The organism is Deltaproteobacteria bacterium, from assembly GCA_029858205.1.
In the GTDB taxonomy this organism is placed as follows: Bacteria; Desulfobacterota; GWC2-55-46; order GWC2-55-46; family DRQE01; genus JAOUFM01.
Window position 1 is genome coordinate 260,787 of the sequence record JAOUFM010000003.1, and the last position, 16,737, is coordinate 277,523.

General features: G+C 52.4%; 17 protein-coding genes, 1 tRNA gene, 1 pseudogene and 1 riboswitch. Of the genes and pseudogenes, 11 read left to right on the forward strand and 8 right to left on the reverse strand.

The genetic code is table 11. The annotated features are described in order from the left end of the window. Positions 1-68 precede the first annotated feature (68 nt). From mtgA to OEV59_04035, 10 genes and pseudogenes are all read left to right on the forward strand, one after another. Positions 69-1,079, forward strand: coding sequence for a monofunctional biosynthetic peptidoglycan transglycosylase (gene mtgA / locus OEV59_03990; protein MDH4226903.1), 1,011 nt, complete (start codon positions 69-71; stop codon positions 1,077-1,079). Between the two features lie 93 nt (positions 1,080-1,172). Further along, positions 1,173-1,753 (forward strand): annotated as a pseudogene (locus tag OEV59_03995) (D-sedoheptulose 7-phosphate isomerase). 3 nt (positions 1,754-1,756) lie between these two features. After that, positions 1,757-2,707 carry a deoxyhypusine synthase family protein gene (locus OEV59_04000; protein ID MDH4226904.1) on the forward strand — a complete coding sequence of 317 codons (951 nt, stop codon included), beginning with the start codon at positions 1,757-1,759 and terminating at the stop codon, positions 2,705-2,707. Between the two features lie 19 nt (positions 2,708-2,726). Next, entirely contained in the window at positions 2,727-4,118 is a 1,392-nt protein-coding gene (gene argH / locus OEV59_04005) for an argininosuccinate lyase (protein ID MDH4226905.1), read from the forward strand. 11 nt (positions 4,119-4,129) lie between these two features. Next, positions 4,130-4,300: a hypothetical protein gene (locus OEV59_04010; GenBank protein ID MDH4226906.1), complete on the forward strand. Its 171-nt coding sequence runs from the start codon at positions 4,130-4,132 to the stop codon at positions 4,298-4,300. A 3-nt stretch (positions 4,301-4,303) separates the two neighbouring features. Then, the gene (lysA, locus tag OEV59_04015; protein ID MDH4226907.1) at positions 4,304-5,593 is read left to right on the forward strand and encodes a diaminopimelate decarboxylase; all 1,290 of its coding nucleotides are present in this window, start codon (positions 4,304-4,306) and stop codon (positions 5,591-5,593) included. Between the two features lie 6 nt (positions 5,594-5,599). Next, complete coding sequence (dapF, locus tag OEV59_04020) at positions 5,600-6,421, forward strand: diaminopimelate epimerase (GenBank protein MDH4226908.1); 822 nt, start codon at positions 5,600-5,602, stop codon at positions 6,419-6,421. 45 nt (positions 6,422-6,466) lie between these two features. Beyond that, positions 6,467-7,354, forward strand: coding sequence for a 4-hydroxy-tetrahydrodipicolinate synthase (gene dapA / locus OEV59_04025; GenBank protein MDH4226909.1), 888 nt, complete (start codon positions 6,467-6,469; stop codon positions 7,352-7,354). A gap of 7 nt (positions 7,355-7,361) precedes the next feature. Beyond that, positions 7,362-8,165 carry a 4-hydroxy-tetrahydrodipicolinate reductase gene (gene dapB, locus OEV59_04030; GenBank protein MDH4226910.1) on the forward strand — a complete coding sequence of 268 codons (804 nt, stop codon included), beginning with the start codon at positions 7,362-7,364 and terminating at the stop codon, positions 8,163-8,165. A gap of 46 nt (positions 8,166-8,211) precedes the next feature. After that, positions 8,212-9,027: a DsbC family protein gene (locus OEV59_04035; protein MDH4226911.1), complete on the forward strand. Its 816-nt coding sequence runs from the start codon at positions 8,212-8,214 to the stop codon at positions 9,025-9,027. 24 nt (positions 9,028-9,051) lie between these two features. Here the strand turns inward: OEV59_04035 and OEV59_04040 are convergent. Beyond that, positions 9,052-9,126, reverse strand: a tRNA-Thr gene (locus tag OEV59_04040). Between the two features lie 69 nt (positions 9,127-9,195). On the opposite strand from OEV59_04040, the gene OEV59_04045 reads away from it, so the two are divergent. Further along, the gene (locus tag OEV59_04045; protein MDH4226912.1) at positions 9,196-10,626 is read left to right on the forward strand and encodes a diguanylate cyclase; all 1,431 of its coding nucleotides are present in this window, start codon (positions 9,196-9,198) and stop codon (positions 10,624-10,626) included. Here OEV59_04045 and thiC read toward each other — a convergent pair. The 7 genes from thiC to OEV59_04080 all read right to left on the reverse strand — a co-directional run bounded on the left by thiC (position 10,623) and on the right by OEV59_04080 (position 16,459). Then, complete coding sequence (thiC, locus tag OEV59_04050; protein ID MDH4226913.1) at positions 10,623-11,906, reverse strand: phosphomethylpyrimidine synthase ThiC; 1,284 nt, start codon at positions 11,904-11,906, stop codon at positions 10,623-10,625. The genes OEV59_04045 and thiC overlap by 4 nt on opposite strands. A 14-nt stretch (positions 11,907-11,920) precedes the next feature. Continuing rightward, positions 11,921-12,544, reverse strand: coding sequence for a thiamine phosphate synthase (gene thiE, locus OEV59_04055; GenBank protein ID MDH4226914.1), 624 nt, complete (start codon positions 12,542-12,544; stop codon positions 11,921-11,923). Then, a complete protein-coding gene (gene lgt, locus OEV59_04060; protein MDH4226915.1) occupies positions 12,534-13,316 on the reverse strand; it encodes a prolipoprotein diacylglyceryl transferase in 783 nt (260 codons plus the stop codon). The genes thiE and lgt overlap by 11 nt, the downstream gene beginning before the upstream one ends. A 10-nt stretch (positions 13,317-13,326) precedes the next feature. Beyond that, positions 13,327-14,097: a thiazole synthase gene (locus OEV59_04065; protein MDH4226916.1), complete on the reverse strand. Its 771-nt coding sequence runs from the start codon at positions 14,095-14,097 to the stop codon at positions 13,327-13,329. A gap of 20 nt (positions 14,098-14,117) precedes the next feature. Next, on the reverse strand, positions 14,118-14,318 hold the full coding sequence (gene thiS / locus OEV59_04070) for a sulfur carrier protein ThiS (protein MDH4226917.1): 201 nt from the start codon (positions 14,316-14,318) through the stop codon (positions 14,118-14,120). A gap of 2 nt (positions 14,319-14,320) precedes the next feature. Beyond that, complete coding sequence (hydG, locus tag OEV59_04075) at positions 14,321-15,682, reverse strand: [FeFe] hydrogenase H-cluster radical SAM maturase HydG (protein ID MDH4226918.1); 1,362 nt, start codon at positions 15,680-15,682, stop codon at positions 14,321-14,323. A 78-nt stretch (positions 15,683-15,760) separates the two neighbouring features. Then, positions 15,761-15,867, reverse strand: a riboswitch (TPP riboswitch). 49 nt (positions 15,868-15,916) lie between these two features. Beyond that, positions 15,917-16,459, reverse strand: coding sequence for a hypothetical protein (locus OEV59_04080; GenBank protein ID MDH4226919.1), 543 nt, complete (start codon positions 16,457-16,459; stop codon positions 15,917-15,919). Positions 16,460-16,737 lie beyond the last annotated feature (278 nt).

Genomic DNA, 16,737 nt, shown 5'->3' on the forward strand with positions numbered 1-16,737 from the left:
TGTCCGTTCGCGCCGCAATATCACGCAAAATAAACATTATATATGACGCGCTCCCTGCCCCTGTAAAAATGGGTTGGGCGCGCGCGCGTGTACATATAACGCTTAAGCGCGTTATTATAATCACCGCGATACTCGTGGTTGCAGGCGGCATTTCATTTGCCCTCTGGACGCGAAAGGCGCCGGACGTTAGTAAACTCAAAAAACAAAGCCCCGGCATAACGCTAAAGCTCAAGACAGCAGATGGCAAGGAGCGGCTCTTCGACGTCGGGACAAAGAACCCGTCGTGGACACCAATAGACAACGTGCCGCAAAACCTCATAACCGCCATAATTCAGAGCGAGGACATTTCGTTTTACTCGCACCACGGCTTCGATTTTTCCGAGATATGGGACGCGATAAAGACCGATATAGAGGAAATGAGTTATGTAAGGGGCGCATCGACCATTTCCATGCAACTCGTGAAAAACCTCTATCTTACGAGAGAAAAATCAATGGGAAGAAAGATAAAAGAGGCCTACCTCGTCGTAAAGATGGAAAAGGCTATTTCCAAAAAGCGCATCATGGAGCTTTACTTGAACATCGTCGAATGGGGCCCCGGGGTTTACGGCGTAAAGGAGGCTTCGGCCTACTACTTCGGCAAAACACCCTCGGAACTGACGCTCGACGAAGCAGCGGTGCTCGCCGTGATACTGCCAAACCCGGTCTACTATAACCCGTACAAGCGGCCCAAGTATGCAGAGAAAAAGAAAGTACAAATACTGGAGCGCATGCTAAAACGCGGTCACATAACCGAAGAGGCATTCAAAACAGCGCTCGAGGCCCCGCTTGCCTTAAAGAACGTCGCAAAGGGCGCGGCAGAGGCCGAGGCATGGGAAAAGGGATTTCCGGATGAAGAAGACACCGAAGAAACACCCGGCACGCCGGCAAAGACTGGTGACGCTACCGCGCCTTCGAAAGAGGAATCTTTAGAAAACCCGGCAGACGCAGGAACAGCCGAAGACCAGAAACCGCAAACAGACAACGACACAGGCAAGGCAACCGAAGGTACAGCTCCGGCACAGGCTCCGGCCGCAAATTAAGACACCTTGCCGCCTGGAATTCCCTGTCTTTTTTAAACAGTTATCCCCTTGACATAAAACGCGCTAAAAGGCTATCATCTCATATACTATATTATGGAAGAACTGACACTTAAAATATTCAGGGAAAGCATTAAGGCAAAAGAAAAATTCCTTATCAAGGCGAACGTTGCGCGACTGGTAAAGTGCGCCGAGCTCATTGCCGCGGCATTCACCTCCGGAGGTAAGCTCATCGTCGCGGGAAACGGCGGAAGCGCAGCGGATGCACAGCACATAGCAGCCGAGTTCGTGAACCGCTTCCTGATAGAAAGGCCGCCTCTGCCTGCGCTGGCATTAACGACAGACTCGTCGATACTTACGTCAATTGGCAATGACTACGACTTCTCGCTTGTATTTGCCAAACAGGTCAAGGCCCTTGGCAAAGAAGGCGACGTCTGCTTGCCATATCAACAAGCGGCAATTCCCAAAACGTCATAAAGGCCATGGACGAGGCAAAAAAGATAGGCATAACGACCATCGCGCTGACAGGCAAGGACGGCGGCAAGATGGCCAAGAAAGCGGACATAGTATTAAACGTGCCGACTGACTCGACACCAAGGGTGCAGGAAACACACCTTGTTATACTGCACACGCTCTGCGAGCTCGTGGACACTATACTGTTCAACAAGAAAAACTGAGCCATGAAATTCAAGCCGCTGGACCTTAAAAAAATACGCACCTATTCGGTGAAAAAGAGACGCAGCAAAGTCTCTTTATCGAAAAAGGCGGCGATATATAAAGGAGGCTGTTCTTTTAAAGAGTTTCTCTGCACGCTGCCAGGAATACTCGCTGCAAGCGATTTAAAGGCAGTTGTCGCTGCAATGGCCAGGGCGCACAGGGATAAACGCACCATCGCCCTTGGCATGGGCGCGCACGTGATAAAGACCGGGCTTAGCCCGCTTATAATCGAGCTCATGGAGCGCGGCATAGTAAATGCCGTTGCAACAAATGGCGCGTGCATAATACACGACTTCGAGCTTGCGTACCTCGGCCAAACTTCGGAAGATGTGGACAAAGAACTACGAAGCGGCATGTTCGGCATGGCCAGGGAAACAGGCGAGCTTTTAAACAACGCCATAGGCAGGGGCGTAAAAAAAGGCTACGGCCTCGGTAAAGCGGTTGGCGAGTTCATTTTGAACTCGAAGTTCCCGAATAAGGATGTTAGCATATTCGCCGCTGCCGAACGGCTGAATGTGCCTATAACCGTGCACGTTGCGCTCGGCACAGACATCATACACGCGCACCCGAGCATGAACGGCAGCCTTACCGGAGAAGGCTCGATGCGCGACTTTAAGATATTTTCATCGGTCGTGCAGGCATTGTCAAAAGGAGTATTTCTAAATATCGGCTCTGCCGTGCTTATACCGGAGGTTTTTTTAAAGGCACTCACGCTTTCGAGAAACATCGGGGGCGGAGAAAAGGCAGTGAAGGATTTTACGACCGTTGACATGGACTTTGTCAGGCACTACAGGCCCATGATGAACGTTGTGAAACGCCCTACCGCCGGAAGCGGCAAGGGGTACGCTCTCATCGGGCATCATGAAATAATGTTGCCGCTTTTATTCGCGGCTCTCATCGAAGAACTGGCATAGACAAAAAGGTTTTCTAAAGATGGCTACGAAAAATAAAAAACTCTGGGCAGGACGCTTCAAGGCCGCGACCGATAAGATTGCGGAAGAGCTGAACGCGTCCATCGCCTTCGACAAGCGCCTCTTTCGTCAAGACATACGCGGCTCGATTGCGCACGCCATGACGCTAAAAAAGGCCCGCGTGCTTACGGCAAAGGAGGCCTCGCGCATAATCACGGGGCTAAAGGCCGTTGAGGCTGAAATCGCATCGGGTAAATTCAAACCTGGCGCGGAATACGAAGACATACACATGGCAGTTGAGGCGCGGCTTACGCAGAAAATAGGCCCGCTTGGCGGAAAGCTCCATACCGGGCGTTCGAGAAACGACCAGGTAGCACTCGATATACGCATGTATCTCAAGGACGAGATAGCAGAGATACAGAAACTTCTTACTTCGCTAAAGCAGGCGACATACGAGGTTGCGCTAAAGAACGCGGACACGGTCATGCCCGGGTACACGCACCTTCAAAGAGCGCAGCCCGTGCTTCTTGCTCACCACATGCTCGCGTACTATGAAATGTTTACCCGCGACTCGGAGCGTCTCCTGGACGTATTCAAACGCGCCGACTCGATGCCGCTTGGCTCCGGAGCGCTTGCCGGAAGCCCGTACAAGCTCGACCGCTTCTACACAGCGCGGCTTCTTAAGTTCTCGCGCGTAACGGAAAACAGCATGGACGCTGTCGGGGACCGCGACTTCATAATAGAGTTCCTTGCAGCCGCTTCTATTATAATGATGCACCTTTCGCGCCTCTCCGAGGAGCTTATCATCTGGGCCTCGAATGAGTTCAGCTTTATCGAGCTATCGGATGAGTACTCTACCGGCTCATCCATCATGCCGCAAAAGAAGAACCCGGACATGGCAGAGCTCGCGCGCGGAAAGACAGGGCGCGTATACGGCTCGCTTATCTCGGTGCTTACGACGATGAAGGCGCTTCCGCTTGCATATAATAAAGACATGCAGGAGGATAAAGAACCTCTATTCGACGCAATCGACACGCTAAAGGCCGTGCTCGCGGTCTTTACTCCTATGATAAAGAAGATGCGCGTAAACAAAGCGGCCATGCGTAAGGCTACTGCTGCGGGGTTTTTGACCGCAACTGACGCGGCAGACTATCTTGTCAAACGGGGGCTGCCCTTTAGAAACGCGCATGAGGTAGCAGGAAAGATAGTCGCGTACTGCATAGAAAAAGACAAAACTCTCGAAGACCTTACAATGGATGAGTGGAAAAAGTTTTCTCCCCTCTTCTCTGCGTCTATAAAAGACGCGGTAAAGGCCGAGAGCTCGCTTACTTCGCGCGTTATTTATGGCGGGACAGGCTACAATGCGGTTAAAAAACGCCTTACGGAAGTAAAAAAGAAGCTGAAGAAGGGCTGAGACCGCGGTTTATGAAAAAGGCCGTAAAGGGATTTTTATTTTCTTTTGTCTGCGCCGTGGCGACAGCGGCTTTTTTCCTAACCGCATCCGGGTGCGGCAAGAAGACCGCGCCAAAACCGCCAATTGAAAATAACGCTGCAGAAACACCGGCAACTACCACCAACGATAACGGAGGAAAATAACAGATGCACCACTTCGAATACAAAGGACAAAAACTTCATGCCGAAGGCGTTGCGCTAGATAAAATTGCAACAAAGACAGGCACGCCCGTGTTCGTCTACAGCCTTAAAACGCTAAGGCGCCACATAAACGCATTTTCCGAGGCCTTCAGCTCCGCGCCCCACATTATATGCTACTCGGTCAAGGCAAACTCCAATATCGCTATCCTCAAGACCTTTGCAAGAGAAGGAAGCGGCTTTGACATCGTATCCGCGGGAGAGCTCTACAGGGTCGTAAAGGCCGGAGGAGATTCGAAGAAGGTCGTGTTTTCGGGTGTAGGCAAAAAGGTTGATGAGATAGAATTCGCAATCAAGAAAAATATTCTCATGTTCAACGCCGAGAGCCCCGAAGAGCTCGCTGCCATAAACGCCGTTGCAAAGCGCCTTAAAAAAAAGGTTGCCGTGGCGATAAGGATAAATCCGGACGTGAACCCGAAAACGCACCCCTACATTTCAACCGGTCTAAAGAAAAACAAGTTCGGCATAGAGACCGAGGAGGCGATAAAGCAGTACGCCTACGCAAAGAGCAATTACAAGAACCTCGACATGGCGGGTGTTGACTGCCATATAGGCTCGCAGATAACGGAGCTTACGCCCTTTGGCGACGCGCTCGAAAAAGTAAAGGACGTCATCAACCGCCTTAGAAAGACGGGCACGAACATACGCTACCTGGACATGGGCGGCGGGCTCGGCATAACCTATAAGGATGAGGCAGCCCCTCACCCGTCGAACTACGGCACGGAAATACTTAAACGTACCGCAGGCCTTGGCGTTACTCTTATATTCGAGCCCGGAAGAAATATCGTCGGCAACGCCGGAGTGCTTGTAACGCGCGTCGTGTACACAAAACAGGGCTCCCTTAAGAAATTCGTCATCTCCGACGCCGCGATGAACGACCTGCCGCGCCCGAGCCTCTACGGCTCGTACCACGCGATAAAGCCCGTTGACTTAAGAAAGAGCGCTCCTGACGAGGTCGTAGACGTCGTAGGCCCAATCTGCGAGAGCGGCGACTTCTTTGCCCACGACAGAGAAATATCAAAGGTAACAAGTGGCGAGCTCCTTGCCCTTATGAGCGCCGGGGCGTACTGTTTCTCGATGTCTAGTAACTATAACTCGCGCCCGAGGGCAGCGGAAGTAATCGTGGATGGCAAAGACTTTCACGTGATAAGAAAACGCGAAACCCTCGAAGACATTGTGCGAAACGAAGTAATACCTGCAAAGCTATTCAAGGGCGCAAAGGCAAGGAAAGGAAAATAACGCATCATGACGCTAAGATTCACAAAGATGCACGGCCTGGGTAACGACTTCATCGTGCTGGACTTGAGAAAAAAAGATTTAAAGAGCCTGCCCGCTCTCATGAAAAAGCTCGGGCACAGGAACTTCGGCATTGGCTTTGACCAGGCGCTCGTGCTTAAAAACTCGAAAAAAGCCGACTTTAGGATGGACATCTATAACAGCGACGGCAGCCGTGTTGAGATGTGCGGAAATGGCATCAGGTGCCTCGCAAACTACATATGGGAAACAGGGCTTAGCAAAAAGCCGGTTCTCGAAATAGAAACCCTTGCCGGCATTATCAGGCCAAGGAAGGCAGGAAAGCTCGTTACCGTTGACATGGGAGAGCCAATACTCGAAGGCAAACTCATACCGACAACCGCCTCCGGCCATATAAAGAAAAGGCCGCTTAAGGCGCTGGACAGGACATTTTCAATTACATGCGTATCAATGGGCAACCCGCACTGCGTAATACCGGTAAAGGACGTCGACTCATATCCGGTTACAAAGTACGGCCCGTTCCTCGAAACAAACAAGTTCTTCCCAAAACGTACGAATGTAGAATTTATAGAAATAACAAACCCCGCTCGCATAAAGATGCGCGTATGGGAAAGGGGCGCTGGCGAGACCATGGCCTGCGGCACAGGGGCGTGCGGCGCGGCAGTTGCGGCGAACCTCCTGGGGCTCGCAAAGCGGCGTGTCACAATGGAGCTAAAGGGCGGAAATCTGAACATACACTGGAACGAAAAAGACAACCGCGTGTACATGACAGGGCCTGCCGTAAAGGTGTTCGACGGCACGCTGGAACTTTAACGGATTTAAAGGTATAATTACCGGATACAAAAGGAGTGGCCTGAAATGTTCAAAGGATGCTTCACGGCAATAGTAACGCCGTTTAAAAACAACCGCGTTGACACCGACGCGCTCACTAACTTCATTCGCTTTCAGATAAAAAGCGGCATAGCAGGCATCGTTCCATGCGGCTCAACGGGCGAGGCTGCGACACTAACCTATGAAGAACACTACCGCGTCATCAACATCTCGCTCGAGGCTGCGAACGCAAAGATCCCGGTAATCGCCGGCACAGGCTCGAACTCGACAGCCGAGACCATAACACTTACAAAATACGCAGAAAGGGCCGGAGCGGACGCAGCGCTTCTCTCTACCCCCTACTATAACAAGCCAACGCAGCGCGGTCTCTATGAACACTACAAGGCGGTAGCAGAAGCGGTCACCATACCGCTTATCCTTTATAACGTGCCCGGAAGGACCGGGGTAAACATGCTTCCGGAGACGGTTGCGAGGCTTTCGGAACTTAAAAACATCGTCGGCATAAAAGAGGCCACCGGAAACCTCGAGCAGATAAGCAACGTAATCGAGTTCTCGAAAAAGGACTTTATCGTGCTCTCCGGCGACGACGCAACGACTCTGCCGCTTCTCTCAATTGGCGGGCACGGCACGATATCGGTCACATCGAATGTCGCGCCAGGGGACATGGTCGCGCTTTGTAGCCTGTTTTGCAGGGGCAAGATGGCGGAGGCAAGAAAGCTGCACTATAAGCTTCAGCAGCTAAACCGCGTGATGTTCATCGAAACAAACCCCGTGCCCGTAAAAACAGCGCTTGCGCTTATGGGCTTGATGGGCCCGGAACTAAGGCTTCCGCTCGTGGGGCTCGAAGACGGGAATCTTAAGAAACTAAAGGCCGCTCTAAAGGCCTACGGGCTTTTGAAAGGCCGCGCGAGGTAATATAGAAATGGTAAAAATAGCGATAACCGGCGCTGCCGGAAGAATGGGCAAGGCCCTTGTAGCCGCAGTAACGCAAAACAACAGCGCAAAACTCGCGGGCGCGCTCGAAAAAGAAGGGCACGCTGCCGTTGGTAAAGACAGCGGCGAAGCAGCCGGAATAGAGGCAACGGGCGTAAAGATAACCGATTCGCCGGAAAAGGCGTTCAAGGACGCTGACATTATAATAGACTTTAGCGCTCCTGAGCCGACGCTACGCCACCTGGAAATTGTATCGAGCCTCAAAAAAGGCATCGTAATCGGCACTACCGGGTTTTCACGCCATCACAAGGAGAAAATAGGCGAGGCTGCTGCTGCTACGCGCATCGTGCTCTCCCCGAACATGAGTATCGGCGTAAACGTGCTCTTTAAGCTCGTTGCCGATTCCGCGCGCGTGCTCGGGCTTGACTACGACATCGAGATAGTCGAGAGCCACCACCGCCACAAGGTGGACGCGCCCTCGGGCACGGCGATGCGTCTTGCCGAGGTCGCTGCCGAAGCGCTAAAGAGAAACCTGGAAGAAGTTGCGGTCTACGGAAGAAAAGGCATCATAGGAGAAAGGAAACCCGAAGAGATAGGGATTCAAACGGTTCGCGGCGGCGACATAGTCGGAGACCATACGGTCATGTTCGCCGGAACCGGAGAGAGAATAGAACTAATCCACAGGGCGCACACAAGGTCAACGTTCGCCTCCGGAGCCGTACGCGCTGCCATCTGGCTAAACAACAAGGCAAACGGACTCTACGACATGCAGGATGTGCTGGGACTCAAGTAAAGAAACCTGTCTTAAAAATCGCTAACACCATAAGGAGGTTATTACCGTGCTTAAAAGAATTCTTTTTGCGTTTACCCTGACCCTGATGCTCACAGCTTATTCTTCCCTGGCCCACGCCCTGACAACCGGCGCTCCGGATGTCGCCGAATGCGGCGCGTGCCACAAACTCAACATCGACGAGGCGGCAAGCCTCCTGGCCGTAGAAAAATTCAACGCCAAGGTCGTATCGGTAAAACCGGCGCAGATACTCGGGCTCTGGGAAGTAACCCTTGAACAGACCAATCCCCAGGACGCCTCGGTGCGCACAGTCACCGCGTATATGGACTTCGGCAAGAAGATGTTAGTGGAAGCGAGAATGACGCCGCTTTCCTCGCTCGGCGGCAACGTCAAGATAGATATATCGAAGATTCCCTCAAAGGACGCCCTTATACTCGGCAACCCAAAGGCCAAGCACAAGGTCTTTATATTTACGGACCCGGACTGCCCGTATTGCAGAAAATTCCACGCCGAGGCCGTAAAAATAGCAAAGGATTTCAAGGACATAGCCTTTTACATAGTTCTCTTCCCGCTTGACATACACCCGGGGGCGTACGACAAGGCCCTGGCCATAAACTGCGAGAAATCGGTAAAGCTCCTCGAAGACGCTTTTGAGGGCAAGACGCTCGAGGCGGCAAAATGCGATTCGAAAAAGACGATAGACGCGAATTTGGCGGCCGGCAAGAACCTCGGCATCAGCGGCACTCCTGCCATCGTGTTCCCGGACGGCACGCTTAATTCCGGAACGCTGCCTTACGACGCGTTCATAAAGATGTTCGACCGGTTGATGAAGACGAAGTATTCGGAAAAACTCGAAAAGAAGTAGGCCCGATAGACGGTTTCCCGTAAATGGAGCCGGCGGGGAGAATCGAACTCCCGACCTACTGATTACGAATCAGTTGCTCTGCCCCTGAGCTACGCCGGCGATGCACGACAATGTAATATAGTAAAGTAAGGCCGTCCTTTTGTCAAGACCGGGGACGCCTTTTATACCATGGAAACCTCGAGAGAACGAAAAGTCCTCATTGTCGACGACGACCCTCTGATAGTGGAAATGTCGGCGGCCCTGCTTGCTTCGGAGGGGCACTCGACGCGTCAGGCAAGGACCGGCCTCGAGGCATGCGAAACTGTGCGCTCCTGGCACCCGGACGTCATTCTCCTCGACATCTCTCTTCCGATAATGAACGGCATAGAGGCATGCATGCGCATACGCGAGATGCAGCTCCCGCACAGACCTTCCATCATAATGATATCGTCCATTTCCGACAAAGCCATCATCGCGGACACGCTTTTAAAAGGCGCCGACGACTTTATAACCAAGCCGTTCATAAAGATCGAGCTCTCTGCCAGGGTGGCTGCGCAGATCCGCCTCGTTGACATGTACAAGAGTCTCGATGCCGACAGAAGAAACCTCAAGGCCGTACTCGAGGTAACGAACTCGATTGGCAGTTCGCTAAACACCGCGTCGGTTTTAAGCACGATAGTCGGCAGGGTTGCGGAAATAACAAGCGCGATACGCTGCTCCATCGTGCTTATCTCGACTAACAACGACGGTTACGTGCTTGCCTCTCACGAAAACCCGGAATTGAGGGACTTAAAGATAGACCTTTCGAAGTATCCCGAGATACAGCAGGTCATGAAGACTAAAAAGCCTCTTGCGCTAAACGACATCGCGCTGGATCCGATAATGTCGGGGGTCCAACCGCTTGTTTCCGACCTAAAGGGAATGAGCGTTCTCGTGCTTCCCATAATAACCAACGAGGAAGTGCTCGGCACGCTGTTTTTGAGGGCCAGGCGTCTTACCGAAGGATTCTCGTCCGAAGAGATAAGCATCTGCCAGATAATCGCAAACGCCTCGTACAACGCCATAAGGAACGCCAGGCTCTTCGAGACCGTCGTAACGGAGCGGGAAATACTCAGGGAAATCTCAATTACAGACCAGCTGACAGGTCTATACAACCACAATTTTTTCTTCGGCAGGCTCGAAGAAGAATTCGACCGCGCCGTGCGCTACGAGAATAACCTTTCGCTTTTAATGATAGACATCGACAACTTTAAGGGCATAAACGACCGCTACGGCCACCTTGTCGGCGATAAAGTGCTCTCCGGAATGTCGGAATTGATAAAAAAATGCGTGAGAAAAAGCGACCTCGTTGCCAGGTACGGTGGCGAAGAGTTCTCGGTAATACTGCCGCAAACTCCGCTCGACGGCGCATTGACAGAGGCCGATAAGATACGCGCCTCCATTGCAGAACACAGCTACGGCGGCGTGATAAACGAAAAAGTAACGGTAAGCATCGGTGTGGCAGCCTTGCCGCACAAGACAATCGTTGAACCCGTTGACCTCGTTAACATCGCGGACAGGGCCCTATACAGGGCAAAAGGTTCGGGAAAGAACCGCGTACTGACCGAACAGACGAACTAACGCTTTACCGGACCGTTTATCTTTATGGCGCAGAGGCTGCCGCACATAGAACAGACCTCCGTATCCGCAGGTGCGGCATTCGACCGCACGTAACGCGCTCTTTCGGGGTCCACGGAAAGCCTTATCTGTGTTTCCCAATCGAGCGCCTTTCTTGCCTTGCTAAGCGCAATATCCTTTTCTATCGCTCCCCTGACGCCCTTTGCAACGTCCCCGGCATGCGCTGCTATTCTCGAAGCTATCACGCCCTGTCTTACGTCCTCGACACCCGGGAGCCCGAGGTGTTCGCTCGGAGTAACATAGCAGAGGAAATCGACTCCTTTACTCGCCGCTATGGCGCCGCCTATGGCGCTCGTTATATGGTCGTAACCGGGCGCGATGTCAGTAACAAGCGGCCCAAGCACGTAAAACGGCGCTCCGTTACAAAGCTTCTTTTGCAAGAGCACGTTGGCCTCTATCTGATCTATGGGCATGTGCCCCGGACCTTCTATCATCACCTGCACGCCGGAATCAAAGGCCTCTTTTGCGAGTTCGCCAAGGGTCATCAGTTCCTCGATTTGCGCCCTATCGGTTGCGTCAACAAGGGCCCCTGGCCTAAGACCGTCGCCAAGGCTTAAAACCATTTCGTACTTACGCGCGATTTTTACAAGACGCGGAAAATCTTCGTAAAGCGGGTTCTCTTTCTTATTGTAACGCATCCACTCTGCCGTGAGCGCGCCGCCCCTTGACACTATGCCCATCACGCGCCCCTGCTTATTAAGTCTCTCCACAGAGCGCATCGTAAGCCCCGAGTGCACGGTTATAAAATCAACACCATCCTCGGCATGCTTTTCTATTCCATCGAAGAATTCCTCTTTCTCTATCTCTACAAACGATTTTCCTTTTTTAGCCGAATCCATGGCAGCCTGGTATACAGGAACGGTGCCAACCGGTATCGTGGAGGCAGCCATCACGGCCTTTCTTATGGCGTCGATATCTCCGCCTGTAGATAAATCCATCACAGCGTCGGCACCGGCGTCTATCGCTGCCTTTAGCTTTTCAAGCTCCATGGCAACGTCCATCCTGTCCTGCGAAGTGCCGATGTTGGCGTTTATCTTTGTCCTCAATCCTTTTCCAATGGCAAGCGGCTCGATTGCCTTACGCCTTTTCGAGTTGAGCGTGATTACCGCGGTGCCGTCTGCTATGCGGGCCCGCAATGTTTCCGCATCAACTCCTTCTTTTTTAGCGGTTATCTTTATTTCTTCGGTAATATTACCGCTTTTTGCAGCCTCGATGAGCGTCATCTCTTCTTCTCCTGTTAAGCGTTTAAGGCACCAAGCAATTGCTTAGCGCTTTTTTCCGGGTCTTTGCTCGATGCTATGGCGGATATCACCGCAACTCCGCTTGCCCCGGCGTTTATTACTTCACCTATGTTATTTTCCTTTATCCCGCCTATAGCAATAAGCGGTATCCTGATAACAGCCGCAGTTTTTTTCACTGGCTCAAGCCCTATGGGGCTTCCGTACGCGGCCTTACTCTCCGTAAAATACACCGGCCCAAGCGTTACGAAATCCGCTCCGTCCGCCTCCGCCTTTAAAGCACCTTCGACACTGTGCGCGGACGCGCCTATCAAAAAACCCTTCGGACAAATCCTTCTTGCGTCCGTAACAGGCATGCCTGCCTCGCCAAGGTGCGCTCCCTTCGCGCCAGAAGCAAGTGCAACGTCGATTCTATCGTTTACAAAAACCTTTGCCCCATACTTGGCGGCAATCGCTTTTACTTTAACGGCAAGCTCGAATAACCTTGCCCCGTCAAGCCCCTTTTCCCTTATCTGCACGGCCCGGACGCCGGCTAACACTGCTTTTTCAACAACTCCGAGCGTATCAAAGCCTTTATCAGCCATTCCGTTGGTTATGAAATAAAGCTTTCGCTCAGGCCGCATCCCGTTTCCAGAGCCGCTTCCAGAATATTACCGCCACTACCGCCAGTATCAGCGCAATGCTAACTATCTGCGCTGCCTTCAAAGGCCCGAGCATCAGGCTGTCGGCCCTGAATGTTTCGACAAAAAGACGTCCTGCCGAATAAAGCGCGATGTAGAGCGCGAATACGAAGCCGTCTTTTCTTAAATTGTTCTGCTTTCTTATCTTCAGCCACAAAAACAGAAATATCGAAAAATTTATAAGAAGCTCATAAAGCATCACCGGATGAAGCGGTATGCCCGGATACTCGTCTCCCGCGATACTGCCGGCGGGGAACACCACGCCCCATGGAAGCGTTGTCGGCATGCCGTGCGCATCCCCGTTCATGAAGTTCCCGAACCGTCCGAACGCCTGCCCGAGTATTCCTGCCGGAGCAACGCAGTCGGCCATGGACCAGAACTTAACCTGTTTCCTCTTTAAAAAAAGATACCCGCCAAGAAGCCCGCCAATTATGCCGCCGTGTATCGCAAGCCCGCCGTGCCACACGGCAGGGATTTCCTTCAGATACTTCGAATAGAACTCCCAGTTGAACGCGACATAATATATGCGCGCAACAATTACACCTCCGGCCACCATCCAGACAACGAAGTTCATCACGTCATCGGGCGTTAGCTTTATCTCCTTACGCTTGACCTCGGACAATATGAGCCTGCTTCCGACCAGTATGGCTATGACATACATCAGGCCGTAGAAGCGTATCTCTATGGAGCCAAGACTTACAAGTACCGGATGCACTGCGTTTCTCCTATTCTATAAGCCCGCCAAGCGGGCTCGATGCCGTTGCGTAAAGCTTTCTCGGTATCCTGCCCGCTTTATATGCCAGCCTTCCTGCCTCAACGGCAAAACGCATGGCTTTAGCCATGGCTACCGGGTCCTTTGCTCCGGCTATGCCCGTGTTCATCAAAACGCCGTCACACCCGAGCTCCAACGCTATGGCAGCGTCGGAAGCAGTGCCAACACCTGCATCCACGATAACCGGCACCTTAATGGTCTCGAGTATTATTCTTATATTATACGGGTTCCGTATGCCAAGACCGCTGCCAATGGGCGCGGCAAGCGGCATCACTGCGGCGCAGCCGATATCTTCCAACTTCTTCGCCATGATAGGATCGTCGTTGGTATAGGGCAGCACGGTAAAACCTTCCTTAACGAGCTTTCTTGCGGCAACGAGCAGTTCCTCATTATCAGGGAAAAGCGTTTTCTCGCTTCCTATGACCTCTAACTTCACGAGCTCTGTTTCAAGCGCCTCTCTGGCGAGCATGGAGGTGCGAATGGCGTCGTCTGCGGTGTAGCAGGCGGCGGTATTCGGGAGTATCGTATATTTCTTTCTGTCTATGTGCGTAAGAAAGGATTCCTCCTTACCGGTGATATCAACGCGGCGCACGGCAACGGTCACGACCTCTGCGCCGGATTCTTCGAGCGCCTTTTTCATTATCTCGTTTGTCGGGTACTTGCCGCTGCCGACCATCAGGCGCGACGTAAATTCGTATTTTCCTACTTTAAAAGTATCTTTCATCATATCCTCCGCTCTGCTTTTTATCCTCCGCCTACCATCTTCACTATCTCGACCTTATCGCCGTCGTTTAGGATTACGGCCGCGTGCGTCCTCTTTGGCACTATCTCCCTGTTAATTTCAACGGCTATGGCATCGGCGCCTATGGAAAATCTTTTAAGCAACCCCTCGACTGTCAGACCGCTCTCTATCGTCTCCTCTTTGCCGTTTAATTTTATCTTCATCGCTAAAAATGAATGTCTCTTTCGCCTTTTTCAAGCTTCTCGATTTTTTCCAGAACAGCCTTCTTTAGCGTCTCGTCCTTTATACTATTAACAGCCTTGTCTATGGCGCCGCTAAAAAGCCCGCTAAGCCCGTTTAAGGGATGCTCCAACGCGTATTCCTTCAATGTCAGTATCGCGTTCGCGTTGCAAAACTTCTCCATCTCTCCCGCCCTGGTGGTCTCGCCAAAGGCGTGCCCCACCCTGCCCGAGCGGTAGCACATGGTGCAGAGGCTGGGCATTGCGCCGCGCCTGATTACCGCTTCCATAACCTCGAGGAGCGGCCGCTTGTCGTTAGTTGAAAATTGCTCTATGACCTTTTCCGCTCCTCCGTAGCCGCCCGGGTCTGTTCTCGACGCCGCGCTAAACTGCGAAGCTCCGGCGCTTATGAGCTCGTTTCTTAAAGCAGACGGCTCGCGCGTGGATATTACGACTCCGGCTGTCGGCACGGCAAGCCTGTACACCGCAGTTATCTTTCTAAGTTCAAAGTCGCTTACCGCATATTTTTTCACATGCTCGTTATCAAGGGCCGAGCCCTCTGCGGGCCTTAGCCTCGGCACGGATATGGTATGCGCGTGCGCTCCGTGCCTTTCGAAAAGAAGGCGCGAATGCTCTATCACCGCAAGCGCGTCGAAACGCGCGTCATAGAGCCCAAGAAGCGCGCCTATGCCGACGTCCTCGAACCCGGCCGCCATGGCCCTGTCCATGGCGCCAAGCCTGAAGGCGTAGTCTTTTTTCCTGCCGCTTGGGTGCATCTTGGCGTAGGTCTCCGGATGATACGTTTCCTGGAACGACTGATACACGCCAACGCCGGCCTTTTTAAGAACTCTGAATTCTTCGGTTGTCATGGGTGCGGCGTTCACGTGGACTATCCTTATTCCCGTGTGCGCGTATATCTCGCGCACTGTATCGGCAAGTTTCTCCACGTCTGCCGTTCTATCCTCGCCCGCGACAAGCAGCACCCTCTTAAACCCCATCTTCTCAAGCGTCGTTGCCTCCGCTACCGCCTCTTTGGGCGTAAGCGCTTTTCTGCCAAGCTCCGAGTTCTTCGCGTTAAAGCCGCAGTACGCGCAACCGTTTGTGCAGAAGTTCGTGACATACAGAGGCGCAAAGAAAACTATCCTCGTGCCAAAGACCTTTTCCTTTACCTTAAGCGCGTAAGCGCAAAGCATATCCAGCGCAGCGGCGTCTTCTATCTTTAGAAGCGAGGCCAATGCCTCGGTTGACAGGCTCTCGAGCTTAAGCGCGCGTTCGAGCATGGCCTCAAGCCTTGCGGCATCCGGAGCGCTTGCAAAGCAAAGCGCTTCTTCTATTTTTTTCACATCCACCACTTTATATATACCCCTAAACAAAAAGGCCGTCCCTCGTCGGAGGGGTCGGCCTTTTAAGCTAACAGCTTGATTTATATGGCATTTTGGCCGCTTTCCTACGCCGGTATTATCCGGTTCAGGTACGAAGGGTAATCCTTTGTTCGGATTTCTCAGCCCCCTACAGGGCACCCCCAGCGTTATTTTATGGTAATACTATACCAGTGAATCGCCGCTTAGTCAACAGGCAGCCGATTAACACGTCGGGCACGAATTACACCCGCCCCCCGGCTCACCGCCAGGCGCAAGGTTAAGTCCGCAGTCCGGGCATTCGGTCAATCCTCCTGCATGCGCGCCGCAGGCAGGGCAAAGCCCAAGCTTTACCTTTTCATCGGCCTCGCCAAGCTCCGGATAATACACTGCCCAGTGCTCGGCAACGACCCTTTTTGCCTCATCGCACGCTGCCTTATCGACAAATAATGTGTACTTCGTGTCAGGGTAGCCGCCTTGCTGCCTTATGAGATTTGCGTCGTTATTCACGACAGCAACTTTATACGCAATGTTCGCGTGCTCGAGCACGACGCAAAGCTCCTTGATTATCTCTATCGGCGAGGTCTCGAAATCGACCATCTCGACATTCTCGCCTGTAGTTCCGCGAAATTCCGTGACTATAACGCGCTCGATTGTTTCCTCGTTATTTTCCTCATGCCCCGGGAACACGAGAGGAACATCGCACACGTTGCATTTTTCTACGTGCGCATAGAACTCGGCATGGCACTTTGGACATATCTTATGCATAAGGCGACTCTCCGTACCAATATTATAGCGAAGCTTTCGGGAATGGCAACCCAAAAAAACAAAGGGGGCTTTCCCTGAGGAAAGCCCCCTGCATTACCGTTAAAACAGCTGCCCCGGCTTCAGGGCCTGCTGCTTAGAAGCTTATATCCAGACCAAGTGTTCCGAAGAACTCCTTTTCGTCGCCGTGGCCAAGGTTCGCCATCTCCGCGTCAACGGTAAAGTTCGTTCTATCGCCGAGGCTATAGCGCACGTACACGCCGCCGTAGCCGCCGCTTATC

Bases quoted from the DNA above. Each gene is read 5' to 3' on its own strand.
- OEV59_04080 (MDH4226919.1), bottom strand. From the start codon at position 16,459: ATGCATAAGATATGTCCAAAGTGCCATGCCGAGTTCTATGCGCACGTA.
- OEV59_04010 (MDH4226906.1), top strand. From the start codon at position 4,130: ATGAAAAAGGCCGTAAAGGGATTTTTATTTTCTTTTGTCTGCGCCGTG.
- thiE (MDH4226914.1), bottom strand. From the start codon at position 12,544: ATGCGGCCTGAGCGAAAGCTTTATTTCATAACCAACGGAATGGCTGAT.
- OEV59_04045 (MDH4226912.1), top strand. From the start codon at position 9,196: ATGGAAACCTCGAGAGAACGAAAAGTCCTCATTGTCGACGACGACCCT.
- dapA (MDH4226909.1), top strand. From the start codon at position 6,467: ATGTTCAAAGGATGCTTCACGGCAATAGTAACGCCGTTTAAAAACAAC.
- mtgA (MDH4226903.1), top strand. From the start codon at position 69: ATGGGTTGGGCGCGCGCGCGTGTACATATAACGCTTAAGCGCGTTATT.
- dapF (MDH4226908.1), top strand. From the start codon at position 5,600: ATGACGCTAAGATTCACAAAGATGCACGGCCTGGGTAACGACTTCATC.
- lysA (MDH4226907.1), top strand. From the start codon at position 4,304: ATGCACCACTTCGAATACAAAGGACAAAAACTTCATGCCGAAGGCGTT.
- argH (MDH4226905.1), top strand. From the start codon at position 2,727: ATGGCTACGAAAAATAAAAAACTCTGGGCAGGACGCTTCAAGGCCGCG.
- thiS (MDH4226917.1), bottom strand. From the start codon at position 14,318: ATGAAGATAAAATTAAACGGCAAAGAGGAGACGATAGAGAGCGGTCTG.
- OEV59_04065 (MDH4226916.1), bottom strand. From the start codon at position 14,097: ATGAAAGATACTTTTAAAGTAGGAAAATACGAATTTACGTCGCGCCTG.
- dapB (MDH4226910.1), top strand. From the start codon at position 7,362: ATGGTAAAAATAGCGATAACCGGCGCTGCCGGAAGAATGGGCAAGGCC.
- OEV59_04000 (MDH4226904.1), top strand. From the start codon at position 1,757: ATGAAATTCAAGCCGCTGGACCTTAAAAAAATACGCACCTATTCGGTG.
- thiC (MDH4226913.1), bottom strand. From the start codon at position 11,906: ATGACGCTCATCGAGGCTGCAAAAAGCGGTAATATTACCGAAGAAATA.